This is a genomic window from Bacillus sp. SN32, from assembly GCF_002837495.1.
In the GTDB taxonomy this organism is placed as follows: Bacteria; Bacillota; Bacilli; order Bacillales; family Bacillaceae; genus Bacillus; species Bacillus subtilis.
In genome coordinates, this window is the sequence record NZ_PJCT01000001.1 from 161,273 (window position 1) to 178,407 (window position 17,135).

At 42.1% G+C, this 17,135-nt stretch carries 18 protein-coding genes and 1 pseudogene; 7 read left to right on the top strand and 12 right to left on the bottom strand.

Annotation, left to right across the window (positions count from 1 at the left end):
- Positions 1-65: 65 nt before the first annotated feature.
- The 3 genes and pseudogenes from CW370_RS21785 to CW370_RS00935 form a co-directional block, all read right to left on the bottom strand.
- Positions 66-581 (bottom strand): methyl-accepting chemotaxis protein, encoded by a 516-nt coding sequence (locus tag CW370_RS21785; RefSeq protein ID WP_326255844.1) that lies wholly within the window; start codon positions 579-581, stop codon positions 66-68.
- Positions 582-821: 240 nt separating this feature from the next.
- A pseudogene (locus CW370_RS21790) lies at positions 822-1,448 on the bottom strand (protoglobin domain-containing protein); the annotation flags it as partial.
- A gap of 54 nt (positions 1,449-1,502) precedes the next feature.
- Positions 1,503-3,032 carry an FAD-dependent oxidoreductase gene (locus CW370_RS00935; protein ID WP_014476355.1) on the bottom strand — a complete coding sequence of 510 codons (1,530 nt, stop codon included), beginning with the start codon at positions 3,030-3,032 and terminating at the stop codon, positions 1,503-1,505.
- A gap of 111 nt (positions 3,033-3,143) precedes the next feature.
- On the opposite strand from CW370_RS00935, the gene CW370_RS00940 reads away from it, so the two are divergent.
- Positions 3,144-4,001, top strand: coding sequence for an SDR family oxidoreductase (locus CW370_RS00940; protein WP_003245662.1), 858 nt, complete (start codon positions 3,144-3,146; stop codon positions 3,999-4,001).
- Between the two features lie 27 nt (positions 4,002-4,028).
- On the opposite strand, the gene CW370_RS00945 is transcribed toward CW370_RS00940, so the two are convergent.
- Positions 4,029-4,262: an IDEAL domain-containing protein gene (locus CW370_RS00945; RefSeq protein WP_003233142.1), complete on the bottom strand. Its 234-nt coding sequence runs from the start codon at positions 4,260-4,262 to the stop codon at positions 4,029-4,031.
- 292 nt (positions 4,263-4,554) lie between these two features.
- On the opposite strand from CW370_RS00945, the gene comK reads away from it, so the two are divergent.
- Positions 4,555-5,133 carry a competence transcription factor ComK gene (gene comK / locus CW370_RS00950; protein ID WP_003245329.1) on the top strand — a complete coding sequence of 193 codons (579 nt, stop codon included), beginning with the start codon at positions 4,555-4,557 and terminating at the stop codon, positions 5,131-5,133.
- A gap of 44 nt (positions 5,134-5,177) precedes the next feature.
- On the opposite strand, the gene CW370_RS00955 is transcribed toward comK, so the two are convergent.
- The gene (locus CW370_RS00955) at positions 5,178-6,077 is read right to left on the bottom strand and encodes an SDR family oxidoreductase (RefSeq protein WP_003245421.1); all 900 of its coding nucleotides are present in this window, start codon (positions 6,075-6,077) and stop codon (positions 5,178-5,180) included.
- 216 nt (positions 6,078-6,293) lie between these two features.
- On the opposite strand from CW370_RS00955, the gene CW370_RS00960 reads away from it, so the two are divergent.
- Entirely contained in the window at positions 6,294-6,563 is a 270-nt protein-coding gene (locus CW370_RS00960) for an excalibur calcium-binding domain-containing protein (RefSeq protein ID WP_024571730.1), read from the top strand.
- Positions 6,564-6,606: 43 nt separating this feature from the next.
- Here CW370_RS00960 and CW370_RS00965 read toward each other — a convergent pair whose 3' ends face one another.
- From CW370_RS00965 to CW370_RS00975, 3 genes are all read right to left on the bottom strand, one after another.
- On the bottom strand, positions 6,607-8,076 hold the full coding sequence (locus CW370_RS00965) for a sodium:solute symporter family protein (RefSeq protein WP_024571729.1): 1,470 nt from the start codon (positions 8,074-8,076) through the stop codon (positions 6,607-6,609).
- Complete coding sequence (locus tag CW370_RS00970; protein ID WP_024571728.1) at positions 8,073-8,273, bottom strand: DUF3311 domain-containing protein; 201 nt, start codon at positions 8,271-8,273, stop codon at positions 8,073-8,075. Before CW370_RS00970 ends, CW370_RS00965 begins: the two co-directional genes overlap by 4 nt.
- A gap of 207 nt (positions 8,274-8,480) precedes the next feature.
- A complete protein-coding gene (locus CW370_RS00975; RefSeq protein ID WP_024571727.1) occupies positions 8,481-8,843 on the bottom strand; it encodes a hypothetical protein in 363 nt (120 codons plus the stop codon).
- Positions 8,844-8,994: 151 nt separating this feature from the next.
- Here CW370_RS00975 and CW370_RS00980 point away from each other — a divergent pair, with 151 nt between their 5' ends.
- The 4 genes from CW370_RS00980 to CW370_RS00995 all read left to right on the top strand — a co-directional run bounded on the left by CW370_RS00980 (position 8,995) and on the right by CW370_RS00995 (position 12,410).
- Positions 8,995-9,618 carry a TVP38/TMEM64 family protein gene (locus CW370_RS00980; protein WP_010886465.1) on the top strand — a complete coding sequence of 208 codons (624 nt, stop codon included), beginning with the start codon at positions 8,995-8,997 and terminating at the stop codon, positions 9,616-9,618.
- A gap of 1 nt (position 9,619) precedes the next feature.
- Entirely contained in the window at positions 9,620-10,126 is a 507-nt protein-coding gene (gene lepB / locus CW370_RS00985) for a signal peptidase I (protein ID WP_003233128.1), read from the top strand.
- Between the two features lie 180 nt (positions 10,127-10,306).
- Positions 10,307-11,806: a monooxygenase gene (locus CW370_RS00990; RefSeq protein ID WP_080263029.1), complete on the top strand. Its 1,500-nt coding sequence runs from the start codon at positions 10,307-10,309 to the stop codon at positions 11,804-11,806.
- Between the two features lie 76 nt (positions 11,807-11,882).
- Complete coding sequence (locus CW370_RS00995; RefSeq protein WP_003245853.1) at positions 11,883-12,410, top strand: MarR family transcriptional regulator; 528 nt, start codon at positions 11,883-11,885, stop codon at positions 12,408-12,410.
- Between the two features lie 157 nt (positions 12,411-12,567).
- On the opposite strand, the gene glcP is transcribed toward CW370_RS00995, so the two are convergent.
- From glcP to ntdA, 4 genes are all read right to left on the bottom strand, one after another.
- Positions 12,568-13,773, bottom strand: coding sequence for a glucose/mannose transporter GlcP (glcP, locus tag CW370_RS01000; protein WP_101169442.1), 1,206 nt, complete (start codon positions 13,771-13,773; stop codon positions 12,568-12,570).
- A 71-nt stretch (positions 13,774-13,844) separates the two neighbouring features.
- A complete protein-coding gene (ntdC, locus tag CW370_RS01005) occupies positions 13,845-14,897 on the bottom strand; it encodes a glucose-6-phosphate 3-dehydrogenase NdtC (protein ID WP_024572384.1) in 1,053 nt (350 codons plus the stop codon).
- Positions 14,898-14,910: 13 nt separating this feature from the next.
- Positions 14,911-15,759: a kanosamine-6-phosphate phosphatase gene (gene ntdB, locus CW370_RS01010; RefSeq protein WP_101169443.1), complete on the bottom strand. Its 849-nt coding sequence runs from the start codon at positions 15,757-15,759 to the stop codon at positions 14,911-14,913.
- Complete coding sequence (gene ntdA / locus CW370_RS01015; RefSeq protein ID WP_101169444.1) at positions 15,731-17,056, bottom strand: 3-dehydro-glucose-6-phosphate--glutamate transaminase; 1,326 nt, start codon at positions 17,054-17,056, stop codon at positions 15,731-15,733. Before ntdA ends, ntdB begins: the two co-directional genes overlap by 29 nt.
- Positions 17,057-17,135: the final 79 nt, after the last annotated feature.

Here is a 17,135-nt window from a genome sequence, read left to right on the forward strand (position 1 = left end):
TTTTGATTTTGGTTTACATAATGAACACAGAAAAACCGGCCGTATGGCAGACCGGTTTTTGATGGTTATTCTTCTGTCAGGATGACAAGCGAATCAACGGAAGCGGCCACATGGGAAACGGCGCGGCTGACTTCCTGAAGCCCTCCAAGAAAGGCTTGCAGATCGACGTCGATTTTTCCTGATTGCTCTTTGCTGATTTTCATGCTGTGGACGATTTCATCGAATAAGCGGTTAATTTGCGTCATTTTTTCTTTACTTTCGCTGACTAGCTCATTTACGTCTTTGATATGCTTCGATACAATGTTGATTTGTGTATTCGTATTGTTCACAAGCTCAGAAACAGTAGAGACGGTTTTTTTCGTGTCCTCAGAAAGCTTCCGCACTTCATTTGCCACGACAGCAAAGCCTTTGCCGTGTTCTCCGGCGCGGGCGGATTCAATAGATGCATTGAGCGAGAGAAGGTTTGTTTGTTCAGCTATGCCTGTGACGATGCCGAAGATTTTTTCAATTTGCTGCGCGATTTCATCCAGCTTGACCATTTCTTTTTCGATTTGGACAAGGCTTGTGTCAATTTTGTTCATCTGTTTTTGCTGGACTTCTAGCTCTTTTTTTCCGCCGATCGACTTTTCTTCAACAGTGCTGGATGTTACAGTACCGGCTTTGGATGCTTGAGAAATGCCTTCAGATTTGTCCACAAGCTCTTGAACTGACCTGCTTGTTTCTGAAAACAGATTGGCAATCGATCCAGAGGTTTCTTGAATTTTCTGATGAAGAAGGTTTTTCTTTTCTTCTTGTTCATCACGGGTCTGGTTGTACTCGCTTTGAAACGCTTCAAGGACAAGCTGCTGTTCTAAGTTCAAGATTTTTGTTGTTGCTTTAATGGCTTTTAGCAGTTCTTGCTGATTTGTAATAGACGCTTCATAAATGTCAATCATTGACAAAAGAAGCTCTTGAAACGCACCCATATACCATTTTGGCAAAAGGCCGATTTTTAAATGGATGGAGGCGATTCGGTTACGCTTTTCAATGAATTCATCATCGATAACGCCTGCAAACATTTCCTGAATATGCCGTTTTAACGTTTGTTTTAAGCGGTCAACTGAGCTGTGATCATTAATGATATCCATCAATGAGCTTTCATGGTCAAGGTTTTTATAAAACGCATCGACGATGTATACGATATTTTCTTGAATGAGTGGCTGAAGCTGCTCTAACACGTAAAGCTCAGCATCTCCCAACCTGACCATTTTGAGCTGTTTTTTGACATCTGCATGTTTGTTTGTGAGCTGAATGCGGTTTTTTTGCTGTCCGTTTGAATCTGAAAAGTAAGCTGTTTCTTGTTTTCTGTCTTTTTTAAATAACAATACAATGATCCCCCTTGGGAAAAATATAATTTTTACTTTTTGGCTTTTTAAGCCTTTTTCTTTTTTATCGGCCAAGGGAAACATGAATGAAGCTGCAGATGAAAAATATTTGAAAAACCGTTCATTAAAATGAACGGTTTAATCGAGATCTATTTGTTTTAATGGTTTAATGGCCGGACCCTCTACAACTTCGCCAGATGGCTTAAAGCGTGATCCGTGGCACGGACAATCCCACGTATGCTCACTGTCGTTCCACTCGACCTCGCAGCCTAAATGGGTACAAGTCGTATCAACGAGATGGAGGCAGCCTGTCTCATCCCGAAATGCTCCCGCTCGCCTGCCGTTTATGGTGACGGCTTTCCCTTCTCCTGGCGAAATGTCTTCAAATTGGACATCAGGCTTTTCAAGCTTTCCTTTAATCAAATGCTTGGCGACATCGGCATTGTAGGAAATCACTTTCTGCAACCCGGGATTCAGATGGAAACGGGACGGAGTGAAAATGCTTTCGTATGGATTGTCTTTTTTCTCCACAAGGTCTGACAATAGAGTGGCTGCGACTGCTGAGGACGTCATGCCCCATTTTTTGAACCCGGTCGCTACTAGAATATTGTCCTCATTTTCCGACATCGGCCCGATAAACGGGATTTTGTCGATCGTCACTAGATCTTGGGTGGACCAATAATATGGAATGCTTTCGATGCCGATGGTGCTTTCGGCCAGTTGTCTTAGTGTTTCATAATGTGTAGACATGTCTTTTCCCTGGCCTGTTTTATGGCTTACTCCGCTGAAGAGAATCAGCTTTTCACCGTTTACAACCGTATAGCGGAGCGCCACTGACGGCTGATCGATACTCAAATACATGCCCTCGGGATACTCGATCTTCGGCTTGATGGCAAGGACATAAGATCTGTCGGAGTACATTCTCGCAGCATATAATCCGCCTCCGTCATAAAAAGGGAAGTGGGAACAGCATATGATAAAGCGGCTCTTAATGGCGTGCCGGCTTTTTGTTACCACTTCGGGCCTTTCGCCTTTTTTGATATCAAGCGCAACGGTCTCTTCATAAATTCGGCCGCCTTTTTGAACAATTTGCTCCAGAAGCGCTTTTAAGTATTGAAGCGGGTGAAATTGAGCTTGATTCTTCATGACAAGCGCCAGCTTAGAACCTAAGGGAATTGGAAGATCCTTGATAAGGTCTCTTTCAATTCCGAGCTTTGTGTATGCCTCATGCTCGGTGCGGATTTTTTGAACAGCGTTTTCATTTGCCGTATAAAGATATGCGTCTTGCTCGATCCATTCGCAATCAATTTGATGTTCATCCACAATGCCTTTTATGTAATCAATTGCGTTTTGGTTTGCTTCATAATAAAGCCTCGCATGGTTTAATCCGAAATGGCGGATAAATTCGTCGTATATCATGTCGTGCTGTGCGGTAACTTTAGCAGTTGTATGCGCAGTGGTTCCGTTAAGAACCTGATTTGCTTCAATCAAAACGACACGGAAGCCTCTCTTCGTAAGTTCATATGCCGTTGTGATTCCCGTAATCCCGCCTCCGATAATGGTGATGTCACATTCAGTGTCCTCTTGAAGCGCAGGAAAAGAAGGCAGGTCAGTTGATGTTTTCCAGTATGTTTCAGGTGCTTCCTTTGCAAAATGTTGATTAGCCAAGCCGTTATACCTCCAATCAGATTTATTCTTAATTTTTCCATATTCTATCTTTTCATACATAGGAAGCAGGCATTGTTCATAACATAATAAGGTTGAAAAGGAGTGATTTCATTGGCGAATCAAAAAAAGAAAACATTACCGCCTCAGCACCAGAACCAGCAGCCTGGTTTTGAATATCTCATGGACCCGCGTCCGGTTTTTGATAAGCCGAAGAAAGCGAAAAAATTAGAGGGCAAAACCGCTATTATTACTGGAGGAGACAGCGGAATTGGACGCGCTGTATCGGTGTTATTCGCAAAAGAAGGGGCTAATGTGGTCATTGTGTATTTGAATGAACATCAGGACGCCGAGGAAACAAAGCAGTATGTAGAAAAGGAAGGGGTAAAATGCCTGCTGATTGCAGGAGATGTCGGGGATGAAGCTTTTTGCAATGATGTGGTCGGGCAGGCAAGCCAAGTGTTTCCATCCATTGATATATTGGTTAACAATGCAGCTGAGCAGCATGTCCAGCCCAGCATTGAAAAAATCACCAGCCACCAGCTGATCAGAACCTTCCAAACAAACATTTTTTCCATGTTTTACTTAACAAAGGCAGTGCTGCCTCATTTAAAGAAAGGGAGTTCTATCATTAATACCGCTTCAATTACCGCCTATAAAGGCAATAAAACGCTGATCGATTATTCAGCGACAAAAGGCGCGATTGTTACGTTTACAAGGTCCCTTTCCCAGTCGCTTGTTCAGCAGGGCATACGGGTCAATGCAGTGGCACCGGGGCCCATTTGGACACCGCTTATCCCGGCCAGCTTTGCCGCAAAAGACGTGGAAGTGTTTGGTTCAGACGTGCCGATGGAACGCCCGGGACAGCCGGTCGAAGTGGCGCCAAGCTATCTATACCTTGCCAGCGACGATTCCACATACGTCACAGGACAGACGATTCACGTCAATGGCGGAACAATTGTGAACGGATAATAAAAAGCCAATCCTTGAAGGATTGGCTTATTCGCTCTGCTTGAGCGCTGCATATTCTTTAGAGAGCGTAAGAAACGCATCTTTATCTTTTTCGTCCAAGGCTTTGTTAATTTGGTCCGTCAGCATGGCAAGCCGACGGTTATACAAGGATTCATCGAGCACCATTTGAATGTAAATATCCGTCATTGTGACATCGAATTCTTTTGTTTTTTGCGTGTTGCGGGACTTCATGAGCTCAGTGTACGATTTTTTCTCTTTCATAAAGAATCCCCCCAATGCCTTTTTTATAGTATATGGATAACGGTCGAAAAAATCAATAAATTTTTATAATTTTTAGACAACTAATACTTGGCAATCTATCGACATATCCTGCAAAATGCCGTAAACCGGCAAGTCTTATGAAAGTAAAATCGGTTTATTACTAGTAATTTAGTACCATTAAATATCATTAAAAGATGATTTTATCTTAAATGTTAAAAAAACCTGTCGTTTTATAAAAACAGATGATAGATTATTAGTATAAATTTTGCAGAAAAAGGATGGAGGCCATAATATGAGTCAGAAAACAGACGCACCTTTAGAATCGTATGAAGTGAACGGCGCAACAATTGCCGTGCTGCCAGAAGAAATAGACGGCAAAATCTGTTCCAAAATTATTGAAAAAGATTGCGTGTTTTATGTCAACATGAAGCCGCTGCAAATTGTCGACAGAAGCTGCCGATTTTTTGGATCAAGCTATGCGGGAAGAAAAGCAGGAACTTATGAAGTGACAAAAATTTCACACAAGCCGCCAATCATGGTGGACCCTTCGAACCAAATCTTTTTATTCCCTACACTTTCTTCGACAAGACCCCAATGCGGCTGGATTTCCCATGTGCATGTAAAAGAATTCAAAGCGACTGAATTCGACGATACGGAAGTGACGTTTTCGAATGGGAAAACGATGGAGCTGCCGATCTCTTATAATTCGTTCGAGAACCAGGTATATCGAACAGCGTGGCTCAGAACCAAATTCCAAGACAGAATCGACCACCGCGTGCCGAAAAGGCAGGAATTTATGCTGTACCCGAAGGAAGAGCGGACGAAGATGATTTATGATTTTATTTTGCGTGAGCTCGGGGAGCGGTATTAGAAAATAGAAAGGAGCTGACCCACAGGGCAGCTCCTTTCATAAACCTATGCCGTCGGAATTCCTCCGGTGATTCCATATACCTGAGATGTCACATAGCTTGAATTCTCTGAAGCTAGAAATACATAAACATCGGCCAATTCCACTGGCTGTCCAGCGCGATTTAATGGAGCTGGCGGCGTGCCTTGTCCGAATTTCGGGATGTTTTCCGTCGGCTGTCCGCCGGAAATTTGCAGCGGTGTCCAAATTGGTCCGGGCGCAACTGAATTTACTCTGATGCCTTTGGAAGCAAGTTGTTTTCCCAGTCCGACGGTAAAGCCGATAATGGCGTTTTTCGTTGCTGCGTAATCTAACAGCATTGGGCTTGGATTATAGCCTTCAACTGAGGTAGTTGTGATAATTGAAGCTCCCTCCGGCAAATACGGAAGCGCTGCTTTTACAACCCAGTAAAGGGAAAAGACGTTCACTTCAAATGTTTTATAGATTTGTTCAGTAGGCAGATCTTCGATGTTTTCGACCGCTTGCTGTTTGCCTGCAACGAGCGCTAGCACATCAAGTCCGCCGAGTTCGTGATGCGACTGTTTGACTAGATCTTGGCAAAAGGATTCGTCGCTCAAATCTCCGGGGATCAGCACTGCTTTTCGGCCTTCTGCTTCAATCAGCTCTTTTACCTCTTCAGCATCTGGCTGTTCCTCGGGCAAGTAGTTAATGGCCACATCGGCACCTTCTCTGGCGTAAGCAATCGCGGCAGCGCGGCCGATACCGGAATCGCCGCCCGTGACAAGCGCTTTTCGACCCGTTAGTTTACCTGATCCTTTGTAGCTTTTTTCTCCGCAATCAGGGACAGGCTTCATGTTCTTTTGCAGTCCTGGCGGTTCTTGATATTGTTCGGGAAATTCATCATGAAAAAATGCTTTTATAGGATTCGTAAGATTTGAATCAGACATCAGCAACGCTCCTTTTCTGTTTGGTGTACATTCGTATGTGTACCCCTGAGCATAAGGAGAAAAACATGTTTTGGCAGTTTGAACACTGAAGGACCAAAGAAAACAAGAAAAAACAAACCCTTCTTCCATATTTATCTTGTCAAATAAGACTATATGAATTATGATAAATTCGAGCTATAAATCAACTAAATATTGGGTATTGGGGAGTGAATCGTCATGAAAAAAGCGGCGGCGGTTTTGCTGTCACTCGGTCTCGTTTTCGGTTTTTCATACGGAGCTGACCATGTGGCGGAAGCCAAAACAAAGGTGAAGGTCTATAAGAACTGCAAGGAGCTAAACAAAGTATACAAAGGCGGGGTGGCCCGCACATCGAAGGTGAAAAACAAAGGCGGAAAAACGAAGTACAAGCCTTACGTCTCTAAGGCGCTTTATGATGCCAATAAAAAGAAAGACCGCGATAAAGATCTTATCGCCTGTGAACGTTAAACAAGAAAAAGCAATCTGATGACCAGATTGCTTTTTCTATTGCTTAGGCCGCCTGATCGGCCGCAGCGCTTTTCGCCTTCCTTGTCATAAGGCTGACTGCCATCATGACCGTGATATTCAAAAGCAGGGCGACGATGCCTACATTCAAGTCTTTTGCGGCTTGCGGCAGAGCCGGAAATAAAGTGCCGATCGTCGTTTCAGTCATTGTAATATAAGTAACTGCTCCAACACCTGCAATAATGCCAGCGAAGGCCCCCTGTTTTGTCACCATATTATGCTTGAGCAGGCTGAACAAAAGGGCGGGGAATAGCTGTGTGACAAGGCTGTAGCCCATCAAAAGCAGCGTAACGATGGTATTCCCGCCTTTGAAGGTAAAATAAACCGAAATCAGCGCAATCACCGGCACTAAAAACTTAGCAAGAGCCGATACCTGCTGTTCTGTCGTGCGGGGCGCGATTACCTTGTACACATTTTTTGCAAACAGTGTGGAGGCGGACATTAAGATCATAGACCCTGGCACAAGTGCTGTCAGCAGTCCGGCAGCACCGATAATTCCGACAAACCAAGGGTCAAATGCTTGCAGGGACAGTCTCAAAAGCGATAGATCCCCGTCTGCGCCTTTCAGATCTGGAACTTGCAGGATAGCCGCAAAGCCGACGAAAAGGACGAAGAGCAGGACCAGCTGGTACAAAGGCATGATGATGGCGTTTTTGCGAAAGACTTTTGGGTTTTCGGCTGAATACGAAGCGGAAAACGTGTGAGGCCACATGTAAAAACCAAGTGCTGTCAAGAGTACGGTTGAACTGAACCATGCCGCACTTTGTCCCGATTCGGGGAGCGTAAGAAAGCCAGGCTTTGCCGTTTCAATCTGCTGAAACATGTCTTGAAATCCACCGTAGTAATGAATTGGCAAATACACACCTAAAAACAGAACGACAACCAGAATCATGATGTCCTTCACAACCGATATCCAGGCAGACCCGTGAATGCCGGAAACCATAACATAAACCGTGATGGAAATAGCGCCGATCCAGATGGCGGCGGTCGGGGTGATTTTGCCGTACGAGGTTTCCGATACAATCAGCCCGAGGCCTTTCAGCTGCAGCACAAGATAGGGAATGAGTGCGGCGATGCCGACTAGTGAAACGAGAATGCCAAGCAGCGGACTGTTGTATTTTTTTGTGAAAAAATCAGACTGCGACATCAGTTTATGCTGTTTCGCGTACGTCCAAACTGCCGGAAGAAGCCAGTAAGAAAGGATGTAGGCCAGACATCCGTAGGCGATGATATAAAAGGCTGGACCGCCTTTTCCGTAGGCCCAGCCGCTGCCGCCGAGAAACGTAAAAGTAGTATAAATTTCGCCTGCCATCAAAAGGAAGACGAAAACAGTTCCGAAGCCGCGCCCTCCGACCGTCCACTGCTCCAGGTTCATGTCTTTTCCTTTTTGGGCGCGTATACCGAGAAAAATACTCAAGAGCAGGACACCGAAAATGATGATGAGAGCTGTGTTCATTCTGCTTCCTCCTTTTTATTTTCCTTGTCGAGGACATACACAATCGCCATCAGCGCAGAGGTCAAAAGAGCCCACATCACAATATAGGCAAGAATAAACGGCATGCCGAGCACATAGGGGGTCACCTTATTTGCAAAAGGGATGCCGAGTAAGATTCCGATAAAGGGCAAAGCGGCAAGAACGTGAATCAGTTTCATAGAATCCTCCTTCTATTTAGGATTGGGGTGTACAAGCCCAAGCGTAATGAAAATGATGTCGCAGATATGGCAGAACATGTCATTTTTTGGCGTGAAAGGCTGTGGTTCGAATTATAAATAAATTTATTTTGTTTGTATAGTGTGAATTGTCTGAAATTAATGCTCTGAATCGCCCGAAGAGGGAACGGGCAGTATGATTCAAAAGGCTCAGAGTCTGTTTGGGGCAAATAGATAGTATGTTAATAATTCGCTGACCTGCTCACGGATTCGCGGATTAAAATAGCGGTGGTTTTCTTCATAACCGTCGATGACAAATGTATAGAGCGTAAAAGCTTCATCGCGTTCCGTCTCGCGGATTGCAATTTTTCTTTTCCTCAATTCTTTTCTGACCTCCATCAAATCCTTTTGTGCTATTTTTAATGATTCGCTGATAAGCTGTTTATAAGGATGCTTCAATTTTAATGTGCTTTCTTCAATTCCGGCGAGATCACGGTTAAAAATCGTAATGGCCATGGGCAAAAAGAGAGCCCGTTCAATTAAATCGTATATTTCCTCCTGCAGATTTGGCATGTTGACTCCTTCTTTCTAAGGGAACGTTTGTTCTATTTGTATTCTATATCGGCTGGTGAAATGTTTCAAGACAGAAAAAATCACCAAAACTTTTTAGTTTTCTGCTGATAATGTGTAGAATAAGGATAGACAAACCCGGTAAGGAGTATAAATGTTGGAGCATTTTTTATCCTATTTGACACAAGAACATTTAACTGAATTATTTCAAAGCTATAGGGCTTTCGGTCCTCTCATTGCTGTGCTGCTGCCTTTAATTGAAGCATTTCTCCCGTTTTTGCCGCTGATCGTGTTTGTGGTGGCGAATACGAACTCGTTTGGCTTGTGGGAAGGATTCATCCTGTCCTGGGCGGGATCAACTGCTGGTTCCATTCTCGTCTTTTTGATTGTCCGTCAATACGGACAGAGAAAATTGCTTGGATTTATCCGCAGTCATCCGTCTGTCAGAAAGCTGATGTTATGGGTGGAAAGACACGGCTTCGGTCCCATGTTTCTTCTGCTTTGTTTTCCATTTACACCGTCAGCCGCGGTGAATGTTGTTGCCGGTTTGTCAAGGATCGGAACGCGGCCGTTTATTTTGGCGGCAGCCTCGGGGAAGCTTGTCATGATTTTTATGATCAGCTTCATCGGATATGATCTGCACGCGCTGATTACACAGCCGATTCGAACGGTCATCGCCGTATTGGTGATCACTGTCTTATGGTATGTCGGCAAAAAGGTGGAGCGGTATCTGCATGTAAGAGCCAGTCAGCGTGAGCATGATGGAGGGAGACAGTAACATGAAAAAACGGTTTTGGTTTCTTGCCGGTGTAGTGTCCGTTGTTCTCGCCATTCAGGTTAAAAATGCTGTCTTTATTGATTACAAGGTAGAAGGCGTCAGTATGAACCCGACCTTCCAGGAAGGAAACGAATTGTTGGTCAATAAATTTTCGCATCGATTTAAAACCATCCATCGTTTTGACATCGTCCTTTTTAAAGGCCCTGATCATAAAGTGCTGATTAAACGGGTAATCGGCTTGCCCGGTGAAACGATCAAATATAAAGATGATCAGCTGTATGTGAACGGAAAGCAGGTTGCTGAGCCATTTTTGAAGCATTTGAAATCTGTTTCTGCCGGCAGCCATGTAACGGGTGATTTTTCTTTGAAAGATGTGACGGGAACAAGCAAGGTGCCGAAAGGAAAATATTTTGTCGTTGGAGATAATCGCATATACAGCTTCGACAGCCGGCACTTTGGTCCAATAAGAGAAAAAAATATTGTCGGTGTGATTTCTGATGCCGAATAAAAAGACGCTAACTGAAGAGGCGTCTTTTTGTATGCCGTTTGGAAAAATGTGTTGAAAAAAAATTTGTAAGGAGCTATAATCAAAATTGTTACGCGCGTAACAAAAATTATATACTTTTTTGATTGAAAGTCCATTTTTATTGGGTTTTGTTCGTTTTGTATGAAACAAAAGGAGTGATGAGTGATGATGAAATACGAAGCAGTGATTATAGGAGGAGGACCGGTTGGATTTATGCTGGCTTCTGAGCTTGCGATGGCCGGAGTGGGAACATGTGTGATTGAACGGCTTGAAAAACCTGTTCCGCATTCCAAGGCGTTGACGCTGCATCCCCGAACGCTGGAGCTCCTTGAGATGAGAGGGATTTTAGAGCGGTTTGTATCCAAGGGAAGCAAGATACCTTCCGGACATTTTTCAATGCTGGATACCCGTCTGGATTTTTCAGGCTTGGATACGAGCTGTCCTTACACGCTTTTGCTCCCGCAGTCAAAAACAGAAAAGCTGCTTGAAGATCATGCACGAAGCCTGGGAACAGAGGTGTTTCGGGGTGCAGAGGCGCTGGCGGTTACGCAAAACGGGGAAGCGGTCCAAACGATTTTTAAGGATCGGGATGGCAGTGTACGGACGATCACAAGCAAGTTTGCCGTTGGGGCAGATGGCGCCGGGAGTACCGTCCGGAAACAGGCAAAAATTGAGTTTCCGGGAACAGACAGCACTGTCACCGCTGCGCTTGGGGATGTGGCGCTCCTTTCTCCGCCGCCGTCAGGCGTGCTGTCCCTTTGCACAAAAGAGGGCGGTGTTATGATTGTTCCGTTATCTCCAGACCGATACCGTGTCGTTGTGATCAGTCCTTATCGCACACAAATGCCGAAAGATGTGCCTGTGACTGAGGAAGAGCTGAAAGCTGATCTCCTGCGAATTTGCGGAACTGACTTTGGTTTAAGCGACCCTTCGTGGATGTCGCGGTTCGGGAACGCCGCGCGTCAAGCGAAACGGTATCGGGACGGCAGAATCTTTCTTGCGGGTGATGCCGCGCATATTCATTTTCCGGCGGGCGGACAAGGACTGAATGTCGGCCTTCAGGATGCAATGAACCTCGGGTGGAAACTGGCGGCGGCCATCAAAGGCTCTGCGCCTTCATGGCTTTTGGACAGCTACCATGACGAGCGGCATCCGGCAGCTGAAGGGCTCCTGAGAAACACGGAGGCACAGACAAAGCTGATCGATTTCACTCAAGCAGGCCTCCATTTGCGAAGCATGATGTCGGAGCTGCTGGCCTTCCCTGATGTGAATCGATATGTAGCAGGGCAAATTTCTGCACTCGATGTCAGATATGAAGCTGATCGTACCATGCCGCCGAATCGTTTGAACGGGGCACGGCTCCCTGACATGAAGCTGATTCTTTCCGACGGCAGTTCGGAATGGCTGTACAGCTTTCTCCAAAACGGGTCATTCGTTTTGCTGTCATTGAGGCAGGAAGCTGATGAGCATATCGAAGTGAAAGGCTTACGTACGGTAACCGCCTCGCTTGCAGAACCGAATGAAAAGTTGCGGGATGTGCATACCATATTGGTTCGTCCCGATGGACATGTAGCCTGGGCGGTGGATGCATCAGCGCCCGATTGTGCCGAGGTGATTCAAAAAGGGATCAGCCGCTGGTTTTCCGTCACCAGCCGAATATAATTCAATTCGATTGTTTCATCTGTAACAAAACGGTATGATAGAAGAAACAATCGAATGAAAAAGGATGGAAGACTCGATGAACACAGATCATACGAAACGCAATCTTTTTGAATTGTATGCGGAGCTCATACATCAGCAGGAGAAATGGGAGGGGCTTATTAAAGCCTTTTTATCTGACGAATTGAGGAAGCTGGATGTAGAGCACGGGAGTAAATCTCAATTGACGATGACAGAAATTCATGTTCTATCCTGTGTCGGGGACAATGAACCAATTAATGTCACGTCGATAGCAGAAAAAATGAATACGACAAAAGCGACTGTATCACGCATCAGCACAAAATTGCTCGGCGCAGGCTTCCTTCACAGAACACAGCTCAGCGATAATAAAAAGGAGGTCTACTTCCGATTGACGCCTGCTGGAAAAAAGCTGCACAGTTTGCACAAATATTATCATCAGAAGGCTGAACAGCGTTTTCTGTCATTTTTTGACCGCTATACCGAGGAAGAGATTCTTTTTGCGGAACGGCTGTTTCGGGATCTGGTGACAAAGTGGTATCCGTCGTCAGAAGAAATTGAAGGGGGTCTTCCGAGCATTTTTAAATAAAAAACACGCACTGCGGTGCGTGTTTTTCGCTTTGTTTCTATCTTTTTCAAGGCTGTAACGTAAATCAGATTTCCTCTTGAAGAATGAAATTCAAGATGTTCAGGAATTTGCACTGCTTATACGATATGTCTATTAGTATCTTTATTTTATACGTTTTCTATTGTGTTTTTGATGCTTTGTTTTCAAGTGAAATAGGGTCTTCTGTTTTAGTTCTCCTAATCTTTACAGAAATACCTACTAGAATGACCGCCATAGTTGTAAATATTCCCATGGTTAATAAGATCGTATCCTGGTTTAAACTCCATCCAATTAAGAAAGAGATGATCGCTCCTCCGAAACTTGCCGAGGCAATAAATAAACTTGTAACTTCGTCAACGTATTTCTGAATAATGATTGATGCTAGTGTTAAAGCAATGGGAAATATCCCCGCTATACTTAGGCCAATCAAAAATGTACCACCCAATTGAAGTATTGGGTTACTTATATAAGAGAAGGCAATCAACAAAACAATTAAACAACTACAACTAAAAAGGAGGTATTTGGAAAAATCAAGCCTTCTGCTTACTAAACCAATCAATATTCTTCCTATGATGATCCCTACCCAGAAAAAGGAGACACTTATAAGACTAATTTGTTCATTGTCTTGGTTTATCATGATTGAAGGTAAAAAGTTGGCAAAATTTGTTTCAATTCCAGCATATAGGAAAGCAAAAAATACAAAAAAGCCTAATTGCTTTGACTTTTTTCTATCTCCTATAAAGTATTGAAATGCTCCTCCATCTGGAAAGGTCACTTGTTGGTTAGCATTCTTAGCGTACTTTCGGTTCTTGGACAAGAAAATTAACCACCCTACGAATAGGACGAATAAAAAGGTGAATATACAGTAATACGGTAAAAACCAGTTATTGATATCTATGAAGGAATTAATTAATAATGGGAAAGATAAAGCGCCTAATCCAAAGAGAACTTCCAGCTTACTCATTTTTTCTGCATTACTTTCGAAATTAGCAATAACAAATGAACCAACTGTCGTTTCTAATGTGCCTGCTCCATATCCTAAGAGAAAAGCCATTACAATAATATAATACCAATCCTTAGTTAGAAAAAAGATGCTTAACGCTGCAAGCATTATTGTCAAAGCTAAAGTAAGTGTCCTAAAATGACTGTATTTCTTAATCATTAACGGTGCGATTAATACTCCGCTTAGAAATCCGGTAAACTGAAAAAAGATTATGACCGAAATATCATCTGTTGTCTTGTTAAAAGCCTCTAATAGAAATGGTGTCAAACTCCCTGTTGATATATGGATAATACCTACTGTAAAAAAGAAAGCATATCCAAATAAATATGTCCCTCTTAACATTCATTACACCCCTATATGAAAAAGCAGGAAAATAAATTCCTGCTTTTTTAGTAACTTCTCTCTTTGAAATACTAGTTGACTGCTGAAACAGACATTGGTTGAGAGTTGCTGTCTTTCTCAAAGAACATTTCTAATACTTCCTGAGATCTAAAACCATCACTAAAAGAAGGGATCTCAACCCAATCATTCTGAGTTGATGCAATCCAATTGATTAACTCGCTTCTAAAAGAATCAGCCCATCCATAAAACTCGTTTGGCGGATCGTTTAATAGGCTTTGCGGTACTGGGCAGTCTACCACGTTCAAGCCATCTATGAGCTTGTAAACGTGAGGATTACCTGTGTGGTATTTAAACTCTTTTTTGTGTCCAACTACCTCAATGCTAAAACCACAGTCTTCAGGTACAGAACACTTTGATGTGATGATATTTACAAATACCTTGTTCTTCAGCTGGCCATAAATTTCTGCATAGTCATCTACAAGTACCTGTTTATCCTCTTTTGTTTTTACATTTGTGTTCATCTTTGCCCTTACTGATTCTGTGATGAAATCACTCTCGAACAAATACCATACCATGTCAATAAGGTGAATACCCAGATCCCCCAATGATCCACTCGTCTTCTTACTGTTAGCGTCATCTCTCCAAGTAAACTTCTTACGTCTAAGTGCACTATTTTTCTTGAAGTGTACTTTTATGGACAGTATGTTACCTAGTTCATTATTGATAATTAAGCTTTTTAAGATATTTACGTAAGATAAATATCTATAATTAAATCCCATACTGGCTCTTACGCTCAACCTTTCAGCAGTATCTTTCATTATGCTTGCTTCTTCAAGAGAAATAGCCATAGGCTTTTCACATAATACATGCTTATGTTTTGCTAATGCTTGCAAAGCATGTTCTTTATGGCAAAAGTTTGGTGATGCTACAATTAAACCTTCTGAGGCATCAATTAGTTCATCTACGTTTTCAAATGACTTCCCGCCGAAAGTTTTCACAAAGCTTTCTGCATTTTGTTGATTTATGTCATATACCCCTACCAACTCTGCATTTTTTATTGTAGATAAAGCAGTTGCATGCGCTCTTGCAATACCACCTGCACCTATGATGCCGATCTTCTTCATTTTTATTTCCTCCTCATGATCCAATTAATTTTTTTAAGGTATTAGTAATTCCTTTTGAGTACTCACTATCAGTTATAAGGTGGTGCAAGTTTTTTGCTTCCTGTGTTGCATTTTTTAGCAGATATCCATTCCCTACTGTCTGTAACATACGAACATCATTTCCACTATCCCCAAATGCGATAGCTCTTTCGGTATTTAGGTTGTATTTCTCTAACATAAACGTTACAATTTCATTCTTTCCTGTCCCTGTGGGGATAAAATCTACATCATAGCTGTCTTCTGGATCGCCTGCTAAGGGATTACACCGATTTATATTTACTGAAACGCCGTATTCCTCGCAGATTTTTTCAATTGCTAATAGGTTTTTCTTGTCGTTTATTTCATCTTGTTCCTTATAGTAGAAGTTATGCTTATACCGTGACTTTCCTAATTGAGTTTGAGGATTCAAAAGAATGTTATGATTTTCATGTAGCTGTTTCACAAGTTTTTCAACCTTTTCTTTACTAAACCCTTCATTTATGCGACTGTTCCACTTATTATCTTGCTGTCCGAAGTTATGCTCAGAAAAGTACGTAATTTCAGTTCCAAGATCACTAGCTATAAAATGCGGAAAATATCTAAATTTTCCTCGTCCCATTTTATCGAGAATAGATTCTATACTGCTTCCAGTAACCCATCCGATTATTAGCTCCCCATCTTTACTTTTTTGTACTAGATAGTCTTCGAGTTCATAGATGTCTTGTTGTTTTTGTTCGTCGATTGTATGCGGAAAATACGTTTCATCAAAATCACAAAAAACAATATACTGAGGATGTTCAACCGTGGATAACGTTTTATACTCCGATTTCTTGCTTAATAACATGAAACAGTCCCTCCATTACTCTGTCTTGTTCTTCTAAAGTAAATGACGGATATAAAGGCAAATGCAGTACCTGACTATGAGCCTTTTCCGTATGAACCAATTGGAGTCCTGCATACTTGTCCTGTACTAAAGGAGTTTTTTGCATATGAGACAGTATTGGATAATATACATCTGTTTGAACACCAAAATCTTCATTTAATTTAGTCATGATATCTGCCCTATCTTCTGTTCTTACCTTAATAGGAAACAGATGCCATACATGATCTTCACTTAATTCTGGTAATTCAATATAGCCTTTATTCTGCAACTCTGCTAATTGGGTAATGTATCTATCCGCCAAGAACAGTCTTTTGAAGTTGTTTAATGAAAGGTACTTCATTCTCTCTAAACCAATTGCTGCCTGTAAATTGTCCATTTTTGAATTAAATCCAAAATTGATGACTTTCTTGTTTTTCACATTTACTTCAAAACCATGATAACTAAATTGAATGCATTTTTTAGCGAGTTCTTCATTATCAGTTGCTATTGCTCCAGCCTTGCCACATACACCAAAATTCTTATAGGGATTAAAACTTAATGTAGTGATGTCTGCATACTTTCCTAAGTCTGTCAGTCCAATTCCTTGGCAGGCATCTTCAATTACTTTCAATTTATGACGATTTGCGATTTGACGGATATGCTGCATGTCTGAATGTTTTCCGTATAAATGCACAGGTAGAATAAACTTTGTATAAGGAGTTATTGCTTCTTCAATTTTGTCAGGATCGATGCAGAATGTTTGCGGGTTAATATCTACATAGATAGGAACGCCTCCTAAAGCTAACACAGCATTTTCAGTAGCTGAAAAGCTATTAGCCGGCATGATAACTTCATCCCCTGGGTTTAACCCTAAAGCCAATAAACCTATCATAATAGCATCGGTTCCACTGCTGGTTGCAATTACATACCTTTTATGTAAATATGTAGATAAAACTTTTTCGAATTGCTCTAAATAGGGACCACTCGTAAATTTTCCAGTTGGCAAAACTTCAGTTAATGTATTTAAGATATCTTCCACTTCATCATTGGTTATTAATCTGTCTACAGGCAAAAAAGGGACTTTACTGATTTCACGATTTTTTTGATAGTTGAAAAGATCATGTTCAATATCTATCTTTTCTTTTAATACTTGTTTCCACCGCTCGTTTACAATACTGTCTTCAATAACAAGTTCTTTTCCTTGTACGTCACCTTTTAAGTGTTTTAATAGTGACACGTTTTCTTTGCTTTTACCTGAAATCTTAACCTGTTTTTGCATGAACAGTACCTCCAATGATTTTATAATCTAAAAATTTATTACAAATTTATCCTAATTTCTGAAATCGGTAACATGTCAA

What these genes read in the sequence shown, in the direction of transcription:
- ntdC (WP_024572384.1), bottom strand. Translation starts at nt 14,897, where the DNA reads ATGAAGAAGATCGGCATCATAGGTGCAGGTGGTATTGCAAGAGCGCAT.
- CW370_RS00965 (WP_024571729.1), bottom strand. Translation starts at nt 8,076, where the DNA reads ATGAACACAGCTCTCATCATCATTTTCGGTGTCCTGCTCTTGAGTATT.
- CW370_RS00980 (WP_010886465.1), top strand. Translation starts at nt 8,995, where the DNA reads ATGTTGGAGCATTTTTTATCCTATTTGACACAAGAACATTTAACTGAA.
- CW370_RS00960 (WP_024571730.1), top strand. Translation starts at nt 6,294, where the DNA reads ATGAAAAAAGCGGCGGCGGTTTTGCTGTCACTCGGTCTCGTTTTCGGT.
- CW370_RS00995 (WP_003245853.1), top strand. Translation starts at nt 11,883, where the DNA reads ATGAACACAGATCATACGAAACGCAATCTTTTTGAATTGTATGCGGAG.
- CW370_RS21785 (WP_326255844.1), bottom strand. Translation starts at nt 581, where the DNA reads ATGAACAAAATTGACACAAGCCTTGTCCAAATCGAAAAAGAAATGGTC.
- CW370_RS00975 (WP_024571727.1), bottom strand. Translation starts at nt 8,843, where the DNA reads ATGCCAAATCTGCAGGAGGAAATATACGATTTAATTGAACGGGCTCTC.
- glcP (WP_101169442.1), bottom strand. Translation starts at nt 13,773, where the DNA reads ATGTTAAGAGGGACATATTTATTTGGATATGCTTTCTTTTTTACAGTA.
- ntdB (WP_101169443.1), bottom strand. Translation starts at nt 15,759, where the DNA reads ATGTTATTAAGCAAGAAATCGGAGTATAAAACGTTATCCACGGTTGAA.
- ntdA (WP_101169444.1), bottom strand. Translation starts at nt 17,056, where the DNA reads ATGCAAAAACAGGTTAAGATTTCAGGTAAAAGCAAAGAAAACGTGTCA.
- CW370_RS00945 (WP_003233142.1), bottom strand. Translation starts at nt 4,262, where the DNA reads ATGAAAGAGAAAAAATCGTACACTGAGCTCATGAAGTCCCGCAACACG.
- comK (WP_003245329.1), top strand. Translation starts at nt 4,555, where the DNA reads ATGAGTCAGAAAACAGACGCACCTTTAGAATCGTATGAAGTGAACGGC.
- CW370_RS00955 (WP_003245421.1), bottom strand. Translation starts at nt 6,077, where the DNA reads ATGTCTGATTCAAATCTTACGAATCCTATAAAAGCATTTTTTCATGAT.
- CW370_RS00970 (WP_024571728.1), bottom strand. Translation starts at nt 8,273, where the DNA reads ATGAAACTGATTCACGTTCTTGCCGCTTTGCCCTTTATCGGAATCTTA.
- lepB (WP_003233128.1), top strand. Translation starts at nt 9,620, where the DNA reads ATGAAAAAACGGTTTTGGTTTCTTGCCGGTGTAGTGTCCGTTGTTCTC.